Here is a 19,032-nt window from a genome sequence, read left to right as displayed (position 1 = left end):
CTCTGTATTATCTTAGAAACGGTAGTGGGAGAACGCCTTGTTAGCTTCTGCCATACGATGCACGTCTTCACGCTTCTTGACAGCGGCGCCTTTGTTGTCAGCCGCGTCAACCAGCTCACCTGCCAGACGCAGGTCCATGGATTTCTCACCACGCTTACGTGCAGCGTCTACCAGCCAGCGCATGGCCAGGGCAGAACGACGCGCAGGACGAACTTCTACGGGCACCTGGTAGGTAGCACCACCAACACGACGAGATTTAACCTCGACAACCGGTGCAACGGATTCCAGGGCCGCTTCGAACACCTCGAGAGGGTCCTTGTTAGTACGCTCCTGGATCTTGTCCAACGCACCATACACGATACGCTCGGCGACAGACTTCTTGCCGCTGACCATAACGTGGTTAATGAATTTGGTCAGTACCTTGTTACCGAACTTCGGATCCGGCAACACATCGCGTTTCGCTACGACTCGTCTTCTAGGCATTGATAAGTCCTCAAACTTGGTCTTCAGGTTGTTTCGAGATCAGCCTTCGACTCGACCTTACTCTTATCAACCAGATGCTCTGATTAATAGATAAAACTATGACAACTATTCAGGCGATTAATTCCCCTGAACAGAAAAGCCTCAGGACTTGGGCTTCTTGGTACCGTACTTGGAACGGCCCTGCTTACGATCGTTAACACCCTGGGTGTCCAGCGTACCGCGGACGGTGTGGTAACGAACACCGGGCAAGTCTTTTACACGACCGCCACGGATCAGCACAACACTGTGCTCCTGCAGGTTGTGACCTTCACCACCGATGTAGGAAGTCACTTCAAAGCCGTTGGTCAGGCGCACACGGCAAACCTTACGCAGGGCTGAGTTAGGCTTCTTGGGGGTAGTGGTGTATACACGGGTGCAAACGCCACGACGCTGCGGGCAGCTCTGCAGAGCAGGCACGTCGGTCTTTTTGACCTTGCGCTTGCGCGGCTTGCGAACCAACTGGTTAATGGTTGCCATTTAAGCAATTTCTCCGAAGTTTCTAATACAAAACAGGTTACGACACCCAGAGGATTAAGCATCGCGACCCGAGCCTGACCAGTAGATACCGGCCAGACACTGGTTTTCACAAAGGGTTTTGTGGAAACCGGCGCCCAAAGGCAGCCTTGACAAGAGACAAAGGCAGGGCACACTAAAAGGCACCGGATTTTAAATAGGCCAGCCGCCCGCGTCAAGGAATGCCGCAGGCTTTCACGTCAGGGGAAACGCTGAGAATCACGTTAACATGCTGCCACCCACTCCGGACAACTACGGATTGATTATAAACAATAATGAAGAAACAGCGGCTTTATACCACTATTCCTCGAATTCTTCTGTTTTTATTGATACAAAACCTGTATTCACCTGTCGCATTAGCATCAGGGATCGGAAAGTACGAATCCTGGTATCAGGATGTCTGGTGTGAAGGCTATGACGGCCGAATGGAAGTTGAGCAGGATGATGGCACCCGCGTTGACTGCCTGACCCGCAACCATGCCATTGAAATGGAGTTCGCCCGAAAATGGCGCGAGGCAATTGGTCAGTCACTGCATTACGCATTAAAGACCGGTCGTAAGGCTGGCATTGTGCTGATTCTGCAGAAACCTTCAGATGAACAATACTGGGAAAGTCTTGGCGACACCATCAGGCATTACCGTCTGCCAATAACACTCTGGCGTCTGGGGCCGTAATTCAGGGTGAACACCCTACATCACCTCCTCTGACAATACGGGTTCGACCAATGGCATTGATCGTTATCCCCTTGGCAAAAGCATGATCAGTATCACCGGACACACAATAGCGAATGGTATTTTGTGTACCACCATTGGTCACACCACGCGGCCCATACGATATTCTGGTGATATCATTTGCCCACTCAATGGTTAAATCCTCAATATTGGTGACCCTTGCCCGAAGCATCTCACCCGTCCCAAGAAAACCATCATTATCCTGATCCGTGAAAAGCTGCCAGCCACTATTCCACATGGACACGGGGTTACTTGCATCCCTCGCCCCATTCTCCCTGATAGTGACCCACATATTACGACTCAGCGCTTCTGAACGCGCATAAGCCAACGCACTCCTTAAAGAAGCAACCTCTGAATCCACACGGTTTTTGAGTACCCAGTCGGATATGGCGGGACCCGCCGCTGCCACGAGTATGATGATAATTCCCATACTCACCATCAGCTCTACCATCGTAAAACCGGCAGATTTTCTTGAGAAATCCTTTCCCATCTCTGGACACCTGAACGCTATTACACGGCCTACTTACTTCACTCTAGCAACTGAACTGACCATAGCGCTCCGACGCAACCGCGTTATTCAGATTTGATGGATAAAGATTGTTTTCATTCACTATTTGAATAAAAAAAACGGAGCCATTTGGCTCCGTTTTCCCAGTCGACTCATCAAGGGCTTACCGATCAGGCAAACCCTTGCTCAGTGCGATCAGGCATCACCCGAATTCAAGGCTTCGGACAGCGCCTGCTCGACTTCAGAAGCAGAAACAGTCGGTGTCACAAACTCGACAGGTTCCAGCTTCTCTCTGCGGTCCTTGTGATAGGTCAGACCAGTTCCCGCCGGAATCAGTCGACCCACAACCACGTTTTCTTTCAGACCGCGCAGATAGTCACGCTTACCGGTCACGGCCGCCTCAGTCAGTACTCGCGTGGTTTCCTGGAAGGAAGCCGCGGAGATGAACGACTCAGTCGCCAGAGAGGCCTTGGTGATACCCAGCAGGACACGCTCGTACTTCGCCGGGAACTTGTCCTCGCCATTCAGCGTATCGTTAACCTCAAGCACCTTGTTGTATTCCATCTGCTCACCGCGAATCAGATCAGAATCTCCAGCATCGGAGACTTCAACCTTACGCAGCATCTGGCGCAGAATGGTTTCAATGTGCTTGTCGTTAATCTTAACGCCCTGCAGACGGTAAACATCCTGGATCTCGTTGACGATGTACTTCGCCAGCTCACCTACGCCCAGCAGTCGTAAAACGTCGTGCGGGTTGGTCGGACCGTCAGAGACAACTTCACCCTTGGTAACCTGCTCACCTTCGAACACGTTCAGGTGGCGCCACTTCGGAATCAGCTCCTCGTACGGATCGCTACCGTCAGTCGGAGTAATGACCAGACGCTTCTTACCCTTAGTCTCCTTACCGAAGCCGATGGTACCGGAGATTTCCGCCAGGATGGCAGGCTCTTTCGGCTTACGGGCTTCGAACAGGTCGGCAACCCGGGGCAGACCACCGGTGATATCCCGGTTACCACTGGACTGCTGCGGAATACGGGCAATGATGTCACCCACCTCCACGTTCACGCAGTCCTTCAGGCTCAGCAATGAGTTAGCCGGCAGGAAGTACTGCGCCGGGATGTTGGTATTCGCCATCATCAGCTCATTGCCGTTCTCATCAACCAGCTGGATCGCGGGACGCAGATCCTTACCGGCAGACGGACGATCCTTCGGATCCAGAACCTCGATACTGGACAGCCCGGTAATTACATCCGTCTGCTTCTTGATGGTAATACCATCTTCCATACCGAAGAATTTCACCTTACCGGCAACTTCCGTCACGATCGGGTGCGTATGCGGATCCCACTTGGCAACAATCGCGCCGGCTTCTACGGCATCCCCATCCTTCACGGACAGCACCGCACCGTAAGGCAGCTTGTAACGCTCACGCTCACGACCAAACTTATCTGCCACCGCCAGCTGGCCGGAACGGCTTACCGCAACCAGGTTGCCATTTGTCCGCTCAACGAACTTCAGGTTCTGGAGACGAACGGTGCCTTCGCTCTTGACAGTAATATTATCCTGCGCAGCGTTCCGCGATGCCGCACCACCGATGTGGAAGGTACGCATCGTCAGCTGGGTACCCGGCTCACCGATCGACTGAGCTGCGATAACACCGACAGCCTCACCCACGTTAACCAGGTGACCACGACCCAAGTCACGACCATAGCAGTTGGAGCACACACCGTAACGGGTTTCACAGGAAATGGAGGAACGAACCAGAACTTCATCAACGTTCAGCTCTTCCAGCTTGCGAACCCACTGCTCATCAATCAAGGTGCCAGCACTGACAGCAATATCATCTGTGCCTGGCGTGTAGACATCTTCCGCCACTACACGGCCTAGAATACGCTCACCCAGCGGCTCAACAACGTCACCACCCTCAATATGAGGCGTCATCAGAATGCCGCGACTGGTTCCGCAATCATGCTCTGTGACCACCAGGTCTTGAGCAACATCGACCAGACGACGAGTCAGGTAACCGGAGTTCGCCGTCTTCAATGCCGTATCCGCCAGACCCTTACGAGCACCGTGGGTCGAGATGAAGTACTGCAGTACGTTCAGACCCTCACGGAAGTTCGCGGTGATCGGCGTTTCGATGATGGAACCGTCCGGCTTCGCCATCAGACCACGCATACCGGCCAGCTGACGAATCTGCGCCGCACTACCCCGGGCACCGGAGTCAGCCATCATGTAGACGCTGTTGAAGGATTCCTGGTCTACCTCTTTACCTTCACGGTCGATGACCTTGTCGGTCTTGAGGTTTTCCATCATCCGCTTGGCCAGCACCTCGTTGGCACGGGACCAGATATCGATAACCTTGTTGTACTTTTCGCCCTGGGTTACCAGACCGGAAGCAAACTGGTTTTCAATTTCACGCACTTCATTGTGCGCTTCGTCGATGATGTTGACCTTCTCATCCGGGATAACGAAATCGTTAACACCGATGGATGCACCGGAAACCGTTGCATACTGGAAGCCCAGGTACATCATCTGGTCAGCAAAGATCACGGTCTCTTTCAGACCCACACGACGGTAGCAGGCGTTCAGCAGGCCAGAGATGGAACGCTTCTTCATCGCCTGGTTAACCAGTTCGAACGGCAGGCCGTCAGGAACGATATCCCACAGCAGTACACGACCGATGGTGGTGTCAGCGATAAAGCGACGAGACTCAAGCTCACCCTGCGCATTCTTGAGCGCTTCGGAAATACGAACCTTCACCTTCGCATGCAGGTCCGCCGCGCCAACACGGTAAGCCCGCAGGGCTTCCTTGATGTCGGCGAACATCATGCCTTCACCCTTCGCATTGATGCGATCACGGGTGATGTAGTAGAGACCCAGTACCACGTCCTGAGAAGGAACGATGATAGGCTCACCACTGGCCGGCGCCAGAATGTTGTTGGTGGACATCATCAGCGCACGCGCTTCCAGCTGGGCTTCCAGCGTCAGCGGTACGTGAACAGCCATCTGGTCACCGTCAAAGTCGGCGTTGTAGGCAGCACAGACCAGCGGATGCAGCTGGATCGCCTTGCCTTCAATCAGTACCGGCTCGAATGCCTGAATACCCAGACGGTGCAGTGTCGGTGCACGGTTCAGCAGTACAGGATGCTCACGGATAACTTCATCCAGGATATCCCATACGACCGGCTCTTCCCGCTCCACCATCTTCTTGGCGGCTTTAATGGTTGTCGCCAGTCCGCGGTGCTCCAGCTTGCCAAAAATGAAGGGCTTGAACAGTTCAAGCGCCATCTTCTTAGGCAGACCGCACTGATGCAGACGCAGGGACGGACCCACGGTAATTACAGAACGACCAGAGTAGTCAACACGCTTACCCAGCAGGTTCTGACGGAAACGACCCTGCTTACCCTTGATCATGTCTGCCAGAGACTTCAGCGGACGCTTGTTGGAGCCGGTGATCGCACGACCACGGCGACCGTTATCCAGCAGCGCATCCACGGACTCCTGCAGCATCCGCTTTTCGTTACGGACGATGATATCAGGGGCGTTCAGCTCAAGCAGACGCTTCAGACGGTTGTTCCGGTTAATCACCCGACGATACAGATCGTTCAGGTCAGAGGTCGCGAAACGACCACCATCCAGCGGTACCAGCGGACGCAGATCCGGCGGCAGAACCGGCAGTACCTTCATGATCATCCACTCCGGACGGTTACCGGAGTTGTAGAAGGCTTCCAGCAGCTTCAGACGCTTGGCCAGCTTCTTCAGCTTGGTTTCGCTGTTGGTCTGGGGAATCTCTTCACGCAGCTGGTTGATTTCGTCTTCCAGGTCGATGTCGTTCAGCAACGCCTGAACGGCTTCAGCACCCATGCGGGCGTCGAAGTCATCACCGAATTCTTCCAGCGCTTCATAGTACTCTTCGTCGTTCAGCAGCTGACCGCGATCCAGCGTGGTCATGCCCGGATCAATAACGACGTAAGATTCAAAATACAGAACCCGTTCGATGTCACGCAGGGTCATGTCCAGCAGCAGACCGATCCGGCTGGGCAGTGACTTCAGGAACCAGATGTGGGCAACCGGGCTGGCCAGTTCGATGTGACCCATACGGTCACGACGCACCTTGGACAGCGCAACTTCAACGCCACACTTCTCACAGATAACACCACGGTGCTTCAGGCGCTTGTACTTACCGCACAGGCACTCATAGTCCTTGACTGGGCCAAAGATCTTGGCGCAGAACAGACCGTCACGCTCAGGTTTGAACGTACGGTAGTTAATGGTTTCCGGCTTTTTTACTTCACCGTAAGACCAGGAACGGACCAGTTCCGGAGAGGCCAGTGAAATTCGAATGGCATCAAACTCGTCCGACTGTCCCTGGGTTTTTAGCAGATTCAACAAGTCTTTCATCGCTTCTCCTCGCGGAAGCGGACGGGTCAGTGACCCGCCGCTGTTAACCCCTTAGCCTGATTATTCAGTTTCGAGCTCGATATCGATGCCCAGTGAACGAATTTCCTTAACCAGAACATTAAAGGACTCTGGCATACCCGCTTCCATCCGGTGATCGCCATCAACAATGTTTTTGTACATCTTGGTACGGCCGGCGACGTCATCCGATTTGACGGTGAGCATTTCCTGCAGCGTGTACGCGGCGCCATAAGCTTCCAGCGCCCACACTTCCATCTCACCGAATCGCTGACCACCAAACTGCGCCTTACCACCCAGCGGCTGCTGGGTAACCAGCGAGTAGGAACCGGTAGAACGGGCATGCATCTTGTCATCAACCAGGTGGTTCAGCTTGAGCATGTACATGTAACCAACGGTTACCTGACGCTCAAACTGGTTACCGGTACGACCATCGAACAGCGTGCACTGGCCGCTGTCGTTCAGGTCTGCCAGACGCAGCAGCTCCTTGATTTCGGCTTCCTTGGCACCGTCGAATACGGCCGTTGCCATCGGAACACCACCACGCAGGTTGCGGGCCAGCTCCATGATCTCCTGATCAGAGAAGCTGTCCAGGTCAACCTTGTTCGCACGACCCGCTACACCGTTGTAGACCTGATCCAGGAACTTACGGATATCAGCCACAGCCTGCTGCGCTTCAATCATACGATTGATCTTCACGCCCAGCCCTTTGGCCGCTGCACCCAGGTGGGTTTCCAGCACCTGACCAACGTTCATCCGCGACGGTACACCCAGCGGGTTCAGAACGATATCAACCGGGTTACCGTTCTCATCATACGGCATATCTTCTACCGGCATGATGATGGAGATAACACCCTTGTTACCGTGACGACCCGCCATCTTGTCACCCGGCTGGATGCGACGCTTGATGGCCAGGTAAACCTTGACGATCTTCAGAACGCCAGGCGCCATGTCATCACTGGTCTGCAGCTTTTTCTTCTTGTCTTCGAAACGCTCATCCAGCTGCGCGCGCAATTCAGTCAACTGCTTGCGGGCGTTATCCAGCTGTTCGTTCAGAGACTCGTCAGCCATAACCAGCTTGAACCACTGGTCGTGTTCCAGGCCGTTCAGGTACTCGTCAGAAATACTGTCACCCTTGGCCAGGGCAGGACCGCGATCCGCCTTCTGACCAACCAGCGCATTGCGCAGACGGGCAAAGGTATCGAATTCAACGATACGGAACTCTTCGTTCAAGTCCTTACGGATTTCGTCGAGCTGCTCTTTTTCGATAGACAGCGCACGGGAATCCTTCTCCACACCATCACGAGTGAAGACCTGTACGTCGATAACGGTACCTTTAACACTGGTGGGAACACGCAGTGAGGTATCCTTAACGTCAGACGCCTTTTCACCGAAGATGGCGCGCAGCAGTTTTTCTTCCGGAGTCAGCTGGGTTTCACCCTTCGGTGTCACCTTACCTACCAGAATGTCGCCTGCTTCAACTTCTGCACCCACGTAAACAATACCGGCTTCATCCAGCTTGTTCAGGGCAGACTCACCCACGTTGGGAATATCCGCAGTGATTTCTTCGGAACCCAGCTTGGTGTCACGAGCCACACAGGTCAGTTCCTGAATGTGGATCGTGGTGAAACGGTCTTCCTGTACAACCCGCTCAGACACCAGGATGGAGTCCTCGAAGTTGTAACCGTTCCAGGGCATGAACGCGACGCGCATGTTCTGACCCAGGGCCAGCTCGCCGATATCGACAGAAGGACCATCTGCCAGGATATCATTACGTGCAATCACATCCCCTTTCTTGACCAGTGAGCGCTGATTGATACAGGTGTTCTGGTTAGAACGGGTGTATTTGGTCAGCGCGTAGATATCCACGCCTGCTTCACCCGCCAGCAGCTCGGATTCTTCAACACGGATAACGATCCGGGAAGCATCCACACTGTCAACCACACCGCCACGCTTGGCAACGACACAAACACCGGAGTCACGGGCAACGTTACGCTCCATACCGGTACCAACCAGCGGCTTGTCTGCGCGCAGGGTCGGAACGGCCTGACGTTGCATGTTCGATCCCATCAGGGCTCGGTTCGCGTCATCGTGCTCGAGGAACGGAATCAGGGACGCAGCCACGGATACCACCTGACGCGGTGATACATCCATGAAGTTGACCTGTTCGGGTCCCATCAGGGTAAATTCGTTGCGATAACGAACGTTAACCAGCTCTTCGCTCAGACGGTTGTTTTCGTCCAGCACCGCACTGGCCTGTGCGATAACGAATTCACCTTCTTCAATCGCAGACAGGTATTCGATTTGATCGGTTACCTGACCATCAATAACTTTACGGTACGGAGACTCTAGGAAACCGTAGTCGTTAGTCCGGGCATAGGTTGCCAGCGAGTTGATCAGACCGATGTTCGGACCTTCAGGGGTCTCGATAGGACATACACGACCGTAGTGGGTCGGATGCACGTCTCGAACCTCGAAGCCGGCACGCTCACGGGTCAAACCACCCGGGCCCAATGCAGAGACACGACGCTTGTGCGTGATCTCGGACAGCGGGTTGTTCTGGTCCATGAACTGGGACAGCTGGCTGGAACCGAAGAATTCCTTGATCGCAGCAGCAACCGGCTTGGCGTTGATCAGATCCTGCGGCATCAGGCCTTCGCTTTCGGCCATGGACAGACGCTCACGGACCGCACGCTCAACACGCACCAGACCAACACGGAACTGGTTCTCTGCCATTTCACCGACAGAACGGACACGACGGTTACCCAGGTGATCGATATCGTCACAGATACCGTGACCGTTACGAATATCAACCAGGGTACGCATCACATCGATGATGTCCTGGTTATCGAGCACGCCGGAACCTTCATCGCTTTCACGCGCCATACGGCGGTTGAACTTCATACGACCAACGGCAGACAGGTCATAACGCTCAGCGGTAAAGAACAGGTTCTGGAACAGCTGCTCGGCGGCTTCCTTGGTTGGCGGCTCACCAGGGCGCATCATGCGGTAGATTTCTACCAGCGCTTCGATACGGTTAGTGGTGGTATCGGCTCTCAGTGTGTCGGAAACGTAGGAACCACAATCCAGCTCGTTGGTGTAGATAACCTCAATTTCCTTGGCGGAAGCCGCAAGGAACTTCTCATACAGCTCAAGCGTAATTTCGGTATTACATTCCGCAATGATTTCACCGGTTGTCTTGTGGATAACCGGCTTGGCCAGCACCTTGCCGAGCACGTACTCGACCGGCGCCTCAATCTCTTTGATATTGGCTTTCTGCAGCTGACGGATATGACGTGCCGTTACACGACGGCCCAGCTCAACCACGACATTGCCGTCCTGGTCCTTGATGTCAAAGCTGGCTGCTTCACCACGCAGACGCTCGGGAATCAGCTCGAAAGAAACGCCATTGCTGGAGATCTTGTAGAAGTTTGTCTCAAAGAACGCACCCAGAATCTGCTCAGAGGTGAAGTCCAGAGCACGCAGCAGGATCGTTGCAGGAAGCTTCCGGCGACGGTCGATACGAACGAAGAGCAGATCCTTGGGATCAAATTCGAAGTCCAGCCATGAACCACGGTAAGGAATCACCCGCGCGGAGTACAGCAGCTTACCGGAGGAATGTGTCTTACCACGGTCGTGATCGAAGAACACACCGGGGGAGCGATGCAGCTGGGAAACAATAACACGCTCGGTACCATTGATTACGAAGGTACCGTTGTCAGTCATGAGCGGAATTTCGCCCATGTAGACTTCCTGTTCCTTGATGTCCTTGATCGCCTTGTTGGCGCTTTCCTTGTCATAAATAATCAGGCGAACCTTTACACGCAGGGGGACTGCGTAAGTAATTCCGCGTAGCTGACATTCCTTGACGTCAAAGGCAGGATTACCCAGACGGTAGCCAACATATTCCAGGGCTGCATTGCCAGAATAGCTGACAATCGGAAAGACGGACTTGAAAGCCGCGTGCAAACCGATATCATCTCTCGCTTCAGTGCCTCTGCCTGACTGCAAGAGTTTTTGATAGGAATCCAGCTGAATTGCAAGCAAATACGGCACATCCATGACGTGCGGCAATTTACCGAAGTCCTTGCGGATACGTTTTTTCTCTGTATACGAGTAAGCCATCAGCATTCCCCAGCTAGGTCACCTGCGGTTGTGTCGTTGATCACCGGCTTCGGAGTCACGACAGCCCTTGAGGGCGGGTAGCCTCTCTTATTGTCACCGTTTGGTGATAACCATCCTTCTATAAACCATAACGTTCTATCAGGCCGAATCATACGGGCATAAAAGTTATAGCTCATACAACGGAAAAAGGCCGGTGCCCTTGGACACCAGCCATTCGGCCTATTATGCAACAAGCCTGAAAAAAAGCAATGCTGAAATTACTTGATTTCTACAGAAGCGCCAGCTTCTTCCAGCTCTTTCTTCAGAGCTTCAGCTTCTTCCTTGGTAGCGCCTTCCTTCAGAGGAGCAGGAGCGCCGTCTACCAGTGCCTTGGCTTCTTTCAGGCCCAGACCGGTAGCGCCACGGACAACCTTGATGACGTTAACTTTCTTGTCACCAGCGGCAGTCAGGATTACGTCGAACTCAGTCTTCTCTTCAGCAGCAGCAGCTTCGCCAGCAGCAGGAGCAGCAACGGCTACAGCGGCTTGAGCGCTGACACCGAACTTCTCTTCCATAGCTTCAACCAGCTCAACTACTTCCATTACGCTCATTTCAGCGATGGCATTCAGGATATCGTCTTTAGACAGAGCCATTTTTAACTCCAAAAATTCTGTATGGTAAAACCAAAAATTCTTTAACTAAAAACCAGCCGATCAACAGGATCAGGCGGCTTTCTTCTGGTCGGCAACAGCTGCCATTACACGGGTAATACGTGCTGGGAACTCGTTCAGAGTTCTGGTCAGCTTGGTTACCGGTGCAATCATTACGCTCATCAGCATCGCGCGAGCCTGGTCCAGAGTAGGCATCTTGGCCAGGACATCAATCTGCTCAGCGCCGAGCAGTTGACCTCCGATGGACAGAGCCTTGACTTCCAGCTCTTTGTTATCCTTGGCAAAATCCTTGAGCAGACGAGCTGCTGAACCTGGATCTTCCTGGGAAAACGCCAGAACTGTAGGACCAATCAGAGCCTCTTTCAGGCACTCGTATTCGGTGCCTTCTACTGCGCGGCGAGCTAGGGTATTACGTACAACCTTCAGGTATACGCCACCCTCACGAGCCTGCTTGCGCAGAGAGGTCATCTGGTCAACAGTCAGACCACGGTAGTCCGCGATTACAGCCGACAGAGCGCTTTGGGCAACCTCGCTGACTTCGGCGACAATCGCCTTCTTGTCTTCGAGACCTAACGCCATTGGCTTTACTCCAATTCTCTATAGAACAGAGCACCTTCCAACCAGGGGAAGACACTCCCTAAATACGGTGATGGGTTAATTGCAATGCAATCAGTTCACCGTCTACGCAGGACATTAAGCAAACAACACAAAAATCGGTCATCCGCACCTGCGATCTTTGACGGCCCCCGCTATACGAGGACCCCAAAGACTGTAGAGCCGATGCAACAGATCAGAAACCTGCTGCAACACTCAAATTAGAAGTCAAGGCTAGCCTGATCGATGGCCAGACCGGGACCCATAGTAGAAGACAGGGTCACCTTCTTGACATAGACACCCTTGGCGGAAGAAGGCTTCAGCTTCTTCAGATCAACCAGCAGCGCTTCAACGTTCTGCTTCAGGGAGCCCGCTTCGAAGTCGATCTTGCCGACAGAAGCGTGAATAATACCGTTCTTGTCGGTACGGTAGCGAACCTGACCCGCCTTGGCGTTTTTAACCGCTTCAGCAACGTTAGGCGTCACAGTACCTACTTTCGGGTTAGGCATCAGACCACGAGGACCCAGAACCTGACCCAACTGGCCAACAACGCGCATCGCATCCGGAGAAGCAATAACAACGTCAAAGTTCATTTCGCCCGCTTTGATCTGTTCTGCCAGATCTTCCATACCAACCAGCTCTGCACCCGCTTCACGGGCCGCATCAGCGTTAGCACCCTGAGTGAAGACAGCGACGCGAACGTCTTTACCAGTACCGTTAGGCAGTACGGTAGAGCCACGAACAACCTGGTCAGATTTACGAGGATCAACACCCAGGTTCACAGCAACGTCGATAGACTCTTTGAACTTGGCAGCCGGCAGATCCTTCAGCAGGTTGGCAGCATCTTCAAAACCGTAGATTTTGGTGCTGTCAACTTTCTCAGCAATCAGCTTTGCACGCTTGGTCATCTTGGCCATTACACACCCTCCACGTTCAGGCCCATGCTGCGGGCACTTCCAGCGATGGTGCGGATAGCAGCGTCTTCGTCAGCTGCAGTCAGATCAGGCTCTTTGATCTTGGCGATTTCCAGCAGCTGCTCGCGAGTCACGGTGCCAACCTTTTCAGTGTTAGGACGACCGGAGCCCTTCTTCAGCTTCAGCGCTTTCTTCAGCAGAACAGCAGCCGGCGGAGTCTTGGTTTCGAAGGTGAAGCTGCGATCACTGTAAACAGTGATAACAACAGGAGTCGGCATGCCCGGCTCAAGACTCTGGGTCTTGGCGTTAAAGGCCTTACAGAACTCCATGATGTTGACACCGTGCTGACCCAGCGCAGGACCAACAGGCGGACTTGGGTTTGCCTGACCAGCGGCAACCTGGAGCTTAATATAAGCTTCTACTTTCTTAGCCATTTCAACCTCGTTGCGGGTCAATCGCCATCACGCGAAGGTGACAGCTCCCCGTACACTAATTTTTCAGGCAACAAAAACACCTGAAAATAAAATCCCCACACTGCCCAGGGCAGCGCAGGGACTAAAGAAACACGATCAACCTTTTTCGACCTGACCAAACTCCAGCTCGACCGGCGTTGAACGACCGAAAATCATGACAGCCACCTGAAGGCGACTCTTCTCGTAATTGACTTCTTCCACAACACCATTGAAATCAGCGAAGGGACCATCAATAACGCGAACCATTTCACCGGGCTCAAACAACGTCTTCGGCTTGGGCTTATCAACCCCTTCCTGAACACGCTGAAGAATCGCATCGGCTTCTTTTTGAGTAATGGGTGCAGGCTTGTCTGCCGTGCCACCAATAAAGCCGAGAACCCTGGGCGTATCTTTGATCAGATGCCAGCTATCCTCATTCATTTCCATCTGAACAAGCACATAACCGGGGAAGAACTTGCGCTCACTTCTGCGCTTCTGGCCATTCTTGATCTCAACCACTTCTTCAGTGGGAACCAGAATCTCGCCAAACAGATCTTCCATCTGATGCAGCTTTACACGCTCCTTGAGAGAGCGCATTACATGCTTTTCAAAGCCGGAATAAGCATGCACAACATACCAACGCTTAGCCATCTTTCAGTCCTTATCCAATCAGGCTACTGACAAGCCAGCCCAGCAAAGAGTCAAGACCCCAAAGCACAAGACCCATAATCAAAACGACCGCAACTACAACAAGCGTCGTCTGAACAGTTTCCTGCCGCGTCGGCCAGACAACCTTCCTGACCTCAGCCTTGGCATCCTTGAGCAGCTCCCAGAACACCCGGCCTTTGTCCGTCTGGAAAGCCACAACAGCCGCTACAACCCCCAGAGCAACAAGACCGATTACACGATATAGTAATGACTCTGCTGAGAAGTAATAGTTCCCACCGACACCTACAACCACCAATAAGGCAACCACAGCCCATTTCAGGCCGTCGAAGCTATTTACACTTTCAACGTCGGCTTTACCACTCATCAAGACATCTCTATCAGATCAGGTTACCCAAGAAGGGAAGCTGGCAGGCCAGGAGGGAATCGAACCCCCAACCCCCGGTTTTGGAGACCGGTGCTCTACCAATTGAACTACTGGCCTAAATACTTTCTGGCGCTCAAGAGCTCCGGGCGCTGTATATTACATGACCCAGGAGCCCTTGAACAGCCTTAATTACGCAATAATCTTGGCAACAACACCGGCGCCAACAGTACGGCCACCTTCACGAATCGCGAAGCGCAGACCTTCTTCCATGGCGATAGGAGCGATCAGAGTTACAGTCATCTGAACGTTATCACCAGGCATTACCATTTCAACGCCTTCTGGCAGTTCGCAGGAACCGGTCACGTCAGTAGTACGGAAGTAGAACTGAGGACGGTAGCCCTTGAAGAAAGGAGTATGACGACCACCTTCATCCTTGGACAGAACATAAATTTCTGACGTGAACTGGGTGTGAGGAGTGATAGAACCGGGCTTAGCCAGTACCTGACCACGCTCTACGTCTTCACGCTTGGTACCACGCAGCAGACAGCCAACGTTCTCACCAGCACGGCCTTCGTCCAGCAACTTGCGGAACATTTCTACGCCGGTAACGGTGGTCTTGGTGGTGTCTTTGATACCGATGATTTCGATTTCTTCACCAACCTTGACGATACCACGCTCAACACGACCGGTAACAACGGTACCGCGGCCAGCGATGGAGAATACGTCTTCAATCGGCATCAGGAAAGGCTGGTCGATGGCACGCTCAGGCTCAGGGATGTACTCATCCAGAGTTTCTACCAGCTTCTTAACAGCGGTAGTACCCATTTCGTTGGCGTCTTCACCATTCAGAGCCATCAGGGCAGAACCGATAACGATCGGAGTGTCGTCACCCGGGAATTCGTAAGTGTCCAGCAGCTCACGAACTTCCATTTCTACCAGTTCCAGCAGCTCTTCATCGTCAACCATGTCAGCCTTGTTCAGGAAGACAACGATGTAAGGAACACCGACCTGACGAGACAGCAGGATGTGCTCACGAGTCTGAGGCATGGGGCCGTCAGCAGCGGAACATACCAGGATAGCGCCGTCCATCTGGGCAGCACCGGTGATCATGTTCTTAACATAGTCAGCGTGTCCGGGGCAGTCTACGTGCGCGTAGTGACGGTTCGGAGAATCGTATTCTACGTGTGCAGTAGAGATGGTGATACCACGCTCACGCTCTTCAGGCGCGTTATCGATCTGGTCGAAAGCCTTGGCAGTACCGCCCCAGACTTCTGCACAGACGCGAGTCAGAGCAGCAGTCAGAGTCGTTTTACCGTGGTCAACGTGACCGATGGTGCCGACGTTTACGTGCGGCTTATTACGTTCAAACTTTTCTTTTGCCATGGTAACGCTCCCAGAAAGAACACCAATACCCGATACAGAAATAAGGGGCAGATATATACATATCTGCCCCCTAAATCATGGAGCTCATAACCAGATTTGAACTGGTGACCTCGTCCTTACCAAGGACGCGCTCTACCGACTGAGCTATATGAGCTTAAATCAGAACAAAGCAAAGCTGGAGCGGGTAGCGGGAATCGAACCCGCATCATCAGCTTGGAAGGCTGAGGTTCTACCGTTGAACTATACCCGCGAACCCAAGTAAAAAGCCGCCCTTGGCGACTTACTACTTTAAAAGAATTCTGGTGGTGGGGGAAGGATTCGAACCTTCGAAGCTTTCGCGTCAGATTTACAGTCTGATCCCTTTGGCCACTCGGGAACCCCACCACAATTTGCTGCGCCATTTTATTCGGAGCGCTTTCTTTGTCAACCCCTTCGTTTTCGCTCTTTCGAACTTCCCGTCAGGCTTGAACAAGTTGGCGTCCAACTCAGCAAGCGAGGCGCATTCTATGGAATCTCATGGGTGGATGCAATACTGGAGCCGCATAAATTTTCGTGTTTCTCGGCAAACCCGTATCGTTGCTGCAAGACCTCCCACAATGCATCGCTCATTAATTCAGTGTCGTCCTGGCTGATTTCCAACCAGTGCTCTTCACGAAAGCGCGGGATCTCTTCCATCTGCACACCATAGCCACGATTTGCGATACGTTTCTGCAATGCGGCCGCTAATTCTCCTTGCGAAAACAATCCCAGCGATATCCCGCCGGAATAATCCCCTTCGGTAATCAGATAGGCATCCACGCCCTGGGCATCCAACTCCCTCAACCAACCCAGGGAGGCATCACGTCCGGACATTGCAGGTATCAAAACCCAGAAATCTTCGCCATGACGAATCTTTAGCGCTTTGGACTGGGCAGATATCCCTGAAGACAACAATTGCTGCATGGCCTGATCAGCCGTATCCGCAGCGCGGAAAGGTCCGATTTGCGTACAAAGACCAGCCACCGCTGGCTGACCCGCAGGCAGTGGCAATATCGGCTCTTCTACTATTCGTGATATCAAGACTTCCGGATCAGCCTCGGCAACCAGCGTAATTCCCGCCCCTCTCTCCAGGCGCTCACTGCCGGTCTCAGACAAAACATACTTTTCCTGAGAACGCTCATACCAGCCATAGGCAAACACCCCGCCATTAGCCATTACCAGAATCAGAAACACCCAGCGCATCATTTTTATCATATTCGTGTGTTCTTTTTTATTTATGGTAGTGCGATTGCCAACCCCTCAAAAACCAAATCAGGCAAATGCAATACAGGAATAGTGACCAGCTCTGCCAATACCGTTGCATCACCACCACCAATCACAACGGCGGCTCTTTCACCCAGAAACTCGTACTCTTTTTCAATCAGCGCAGCCGCCATAGAGGCGACACCAAACTGCATGGCTTCTACCGTTTTCAAACCCAAGCCACGGCGAAAGTGGCGTTGCTCCGGAATCAGCAATCTATCGGCATTATCGGCCATGGATTTCAACATCAGGCTAATGCCCGGCACGATCAAGCCACCCTTGAAAGCGCCATTTGCATCAATAATATCCAGCGTCAATGCCGTCCCACTATCCACAACCACTAACGGTCGTGCAGGGATCGCAGCTCGAGCCGCCAACAAACCAAGCCAGCGATCTTCCCCATACATTGCCGGATCAACACCGATCAGCCGAACACCACCCAAATATTCCTGCTTAACCGGCCGTTCTACCTTGATATCCCAGATATCAAAAACAGTTGTCTCGATAACGTCATTAATCTCCTGTGCGCGCACAGAAGACATACGACACCTTGCAGGCTGATCGCACAATACATCCGCAATCTGTCGCAGCATGGAGGTACAACAACCAGTATTATCCACAGCACCTGACTGCCTGAGCTCACCCTCACGTATCAGACGCCATTTGAGACGCGTATTACCACAATCAAGATCAAGAATGTTCATAAGGTCGTAATGAGACTTCCCCTCCGGCGTAAGCGCGCTTCTCGCCATCGTGATTTAATAACAAAGCACCATTCTCACTGACACCTGCAGCAATGCCCGTGATTTCCCTCAAACCGGTGATCAAGCGAACCTCTTGACCAGCATAAGCATCGTACCTCTGCCACTCTTCACGAAAAGGCGTAAATCCTTTTTCCTGAAAAATATCGAGAAAGCTGACCAGCTGCCCAATCAGCCCACCAACCACACGATTCTTATCAACGGCCATGCCTAACACACTGCATAAATCAATCGCAGGCTGTGAGATTTCGCTTAACTGGTCCTGAGTCAGCCTGACATTAATACCAATCCCAATAACCACCTGGCATTCACCATTAGGATCACCATTAATTTCAAGCAGGATACCAGCCAGTTTTTTTCCCGAACAAAGAAGGTCATTGGGCCACTTGAGTGAAAGACCGCTTGCCCCAATGTTCTCAAGGGTTTTCAGAACAGCGAGCCCGACAACAAGACTCAATCCATCAAGCCCAGACATACCACTCTCAAAGCGCCATAGCATGGAAAAATAGATATTGGCACCTAGCGGGCTAATCCATGCGCGCCCTCGACGTCCACGACCTGCTGTCTGGTGCTCAGCAACACAGATCTGAACAGGCTCTGGATTGGCCAGTTGCATCAAAACAGTATCGTTGGTTGAAGAAGCAGAATGAAGGGTTGTAAGGCCAATTCGTGACCTGATTGACTCCTCAATATATGTGTTAATCAGATCGCCATTCAGCAGAATAATATCACGAGGCAGGCGATAGCCTTTTCCTGCTACTGCATCCAGAGTCAGCCCTTGCTTTTCCAGCTGCTTCAAACGTTTCCACACCGCAGCCCGACTAATGCCCAGTGCATTTCCCAACTCTTCACCGGAATGAAACTGCCCATCCTGCAAAAGCGTAAGGATATCCTGCATTGTATTAGCCCTGACTATTTTGCAGGACAATATATAGTGCCCGCAGGTGGCTTACAACGTCATGAGAGTTTAAGCACTGCGAGCTGTTTCCGGCCAATATGAGTGACTATTCAGCAAATCAGGAAACAACTTAGAAAATGAGGAATGAGGAATGAGGAATGAGGAATGAGGAATGAGGAATGAGGAATGAGGAATGAGGAAATTATAACGGCACATAAAGCAAAAACCCCGACCGCTAATTTCTCGTTAGC

General features: G+C 52.6%; 16 protein-coding genes and 4 tRNA genes. 1 reads left to right on the top strand and 19 read right to left on the bottom strand.

Annotation, left to right across the window (positions count from 1 at the left end; all coding sequences use genetic code 11):
• Positions 1–12 precede the first annotated feature (12 nt).
• Both rpsG and rpsL read right to left on the bottom strand, forming a co-directional pair.
• Positions 13–483: a 30S ribosomal protein S7 gene (gene rpsG, locus AC27K1_RS12440; RefSeq protein WP_395181327.1), complete on the bottom strand. Its 471-nt coding sequence runs from the start codon at positions 481–483 to the stop codon at positions 13–15.
• A 141-nt stretch (positions 484–624) separates the two neighbouring features.
• Positions 625–999 carry a 30S ribosomal protein S12 gene (rpsL, locus tag AC27K1_RS12435; RefSeq protein ID WP_211829055.1) on the bottom strand — a complete coding sequence of 125 codons (375 nt, stop codon included), beginning with the start codon at positions 997–999 and terminating at the stop codon, positions 625–627.
• 311 nt (positions 1,000–1,310) lie between these two features.
• Between rpsL and AC27K1_RS12430 the strand changes: the two genes are divergently transcribed.
• On the top strand, positions 1,311–1,709 hold the full coding sequence (locus tag AC27K1_RS12430; RefSeq protein WP_487150960.1) for a hypothetical protein: 399 nt from the start codon (positions 1,311–1,313) through the stop codon (positions 1,707–1,709).
• A 1-nt stretch (position 1,710) separates the two neighbouring features.
• Here the strand turns inward: AC27K1_RS12430 and AC27K1_RS12425 are convergent, their stop codons facing one another.
• From AC27K1_RS12425 to birA, 17 genes are all read right to left on the bottom strand, one after another.
• A complete protein-coding gene (locus AC27K1_RS12425) occupies positions 1,711–2,256 on the bottom strand; it encodes a GspH/FimT family pseudopilin (protein WP_487150958.1) in 546 nt (181 codons plus the stop codon).
• A 213-nt stretch (positions 2,257–2,469) separates the two neighbouring features.
• Positions 2,470–6,675: a DNA-directed RNA polymerase subunit beta' gene (gene rpoC, locus AC27K1_RS12420; protein WP_487150956.1), complete on the bottom strand. Its 4,206-nt coding sequence runs from the start codon at positions 6,673–6,675 to the stop codon at positions 2,470–2,472.
• 60 nt (positions 6,676–6,735) lie between these two features.
• Positions 6,736–10,815: a DNA-directed RNA polymerase subunit beta gene (gene rpoB / locus AC27K1_RS12415; protein WP_487150954.1), complete on the bottom strand. Its 4,080-nt coding sequence runs from the start codon at positions 10,813–10,815 to the stop codon at positions 6,736–6,738.
• Positions 10,816–11,072: 257 nt separating this feature from the next.
• Positions 11,073–11,447 (bottom strand): 50S ribosomal protein L7/L12, encoded by a 375-nt coding sequence (gene rplL, locus AC27K1_RS12410; protein ID WP_487150952.1) that lies wholly within the window; start codon positions 11,445–11,447, stop codon positions 11,073–11,075.
• Positions 11,448–11,516: 69 nt separating this feature from the next.
• On the bottom strand, positions 11,517–12,044 hold the full coding sequence (gene rplJ, locus AC27K1_RS12405) for a 50S ribosomal protein L10 (protein WP_487150950.1): 528 nt from the start codon (positions 12,042–12,044) through the stop codon (positions 11,517–11,519).
• 236 nt (positions 12,045–12,280) lie between these two features.
• Positions 12,281–12,976 carry a 50S ribosomal protein L1 gene (gene rplA / locus AC27K1_RS12400; RefSeq protein ID WP_487150948.1) on the bottom strand — a complete coding sequence of 232 codons (696 nt, stop codon included), beginning with the start codon at positions 12,974–12,976 and terminating at the stop codon, positions 12,281–12,283.
• Positions 12,976–13,407, bottom strand: a complete 432-nt coding sequence (gene rplK, locus AC27K1_RS12395; RefSeq protein ID WP_345193756.1) for a 50S ribosomal protein L11 — start codon at positions 13,405–13,407, stop codon at positions 12,976–12,978. The genes rplA and rplK overlap by 1 nt, the downstream gene beginning before the upstream one ends.
• A 135-nt stretch (positions 13,408–13,542) precedes the next feature.
• Positions 13,543–14,076, bottom strand: coding sequence for a transcription termination/antitermination protein NusG (gene nusG, locus AC27K1_RS12390; protein WP_345193760.1), 534 nt, complete (start codon positions 14,074–14,076; stop codon positions 13,543–13,545).
• A gap of 10 nt (positions 14,077–14,086) precedes the next feature.
• Complete coding sequence (secE, locus tag AC27K1_RS12385) at positions 14,087–14,458, bottom strand: preprotein translocase subunit SecE (RefSeq protein ID WP_395179951.1); 372 nt, start codon at positions 14,456–14,458, stop codon at positions 14,087–14,089.
• Positions 14,459–14,499: 41 nt separating this feature from the next.
• Positions 14,500–14,575 (bottom strand) — tRNA-Trp (locus AC27K1_RS12380).
• A gap of 72 nt (positions 14,576–14,647) precedes the next feature.
• Positions 14,648–15,841, bottom strand: a complete 1,194-nt coding sequence (gene tuf, locus AC27K1_RS12375; RefSeq protein ID WP_487150946.1) for an elongation factor Tu — start codon at positions 15,839–15,841, stop codon at positions 14,648–14,650.
• 78 nt (positions 15,842–15,919) lie between these two features.
• A tRNA-Thr gene (locus AC27K1_RS12370) sits at positions 15,920–15,995 on the bottom strand.
• Positions 15,996–16,017: 22 nt separating this feature from the next.
• A tRNA-Gly gene (locus AC27K1_RS12365) sits at positions 16,018–16,091 on the bottom strand.
• 50 nt (positions 16,092–16,141) lie between these two features.
• Positions 16,142–16,225 (bottom strand) — tRNA-Tyr (locus tag AC27K1_RS12360).
• Positions 16,226–16,345: 120 nt separating this feature from the next.
• Positions 16,346–17,074 carry a hypothetical protein gene (locus AC27K1_RS12355; RefSeq protein ID WP_487150944.1) on the bottom strand — a complete coding sequence of 243 codons (729 nt, stop codon included), beginning with the start codon at positions 17,072–17,074 and terminating at the stop codon, positions 16,346–16,348.
• 20 nt (positions 17,075–17,094) lie between these two features.
• Positions 17,095–17,826, bottom strand: coding sequence for a type III pantothenate kinase (locus AC27K1_RS12350; RefSeq protein WP_487150942.1), 732 nt, complete (start codon positions 17,824–17,826; stop codon positions 17,095–17,097).
• Positions 17,813–18,781 carry a bifunctional biotin--[acetyl-CoA-carboxylase] ligase/biotin operon repressor BirA gene (gene birA, locus AC27K1_RS12345; protein ID WP_487150941.1) on the bottom strand — a complete coding sequence of 323 codons (969 nt, stop codon included), beginning with the start codon at positions 18,779–18,781 and terminating at the stop codon, positions 17,813–17,815. Before birA ends, AC27K1_RS12350 begins: the two co-directional genes overlap by 14 nt.
• Positions 18,782–19,032: the final 251 nt, after the last annotated feature.

The sequence above is a fragment of the Kistimonas ophiarachnellae genome, from assembly GCF_057552235.1.
Note: the sequence above shows the minus strand (reverse complement) of the source record. Positions and strands in the feature narration are given on the sequence as shown.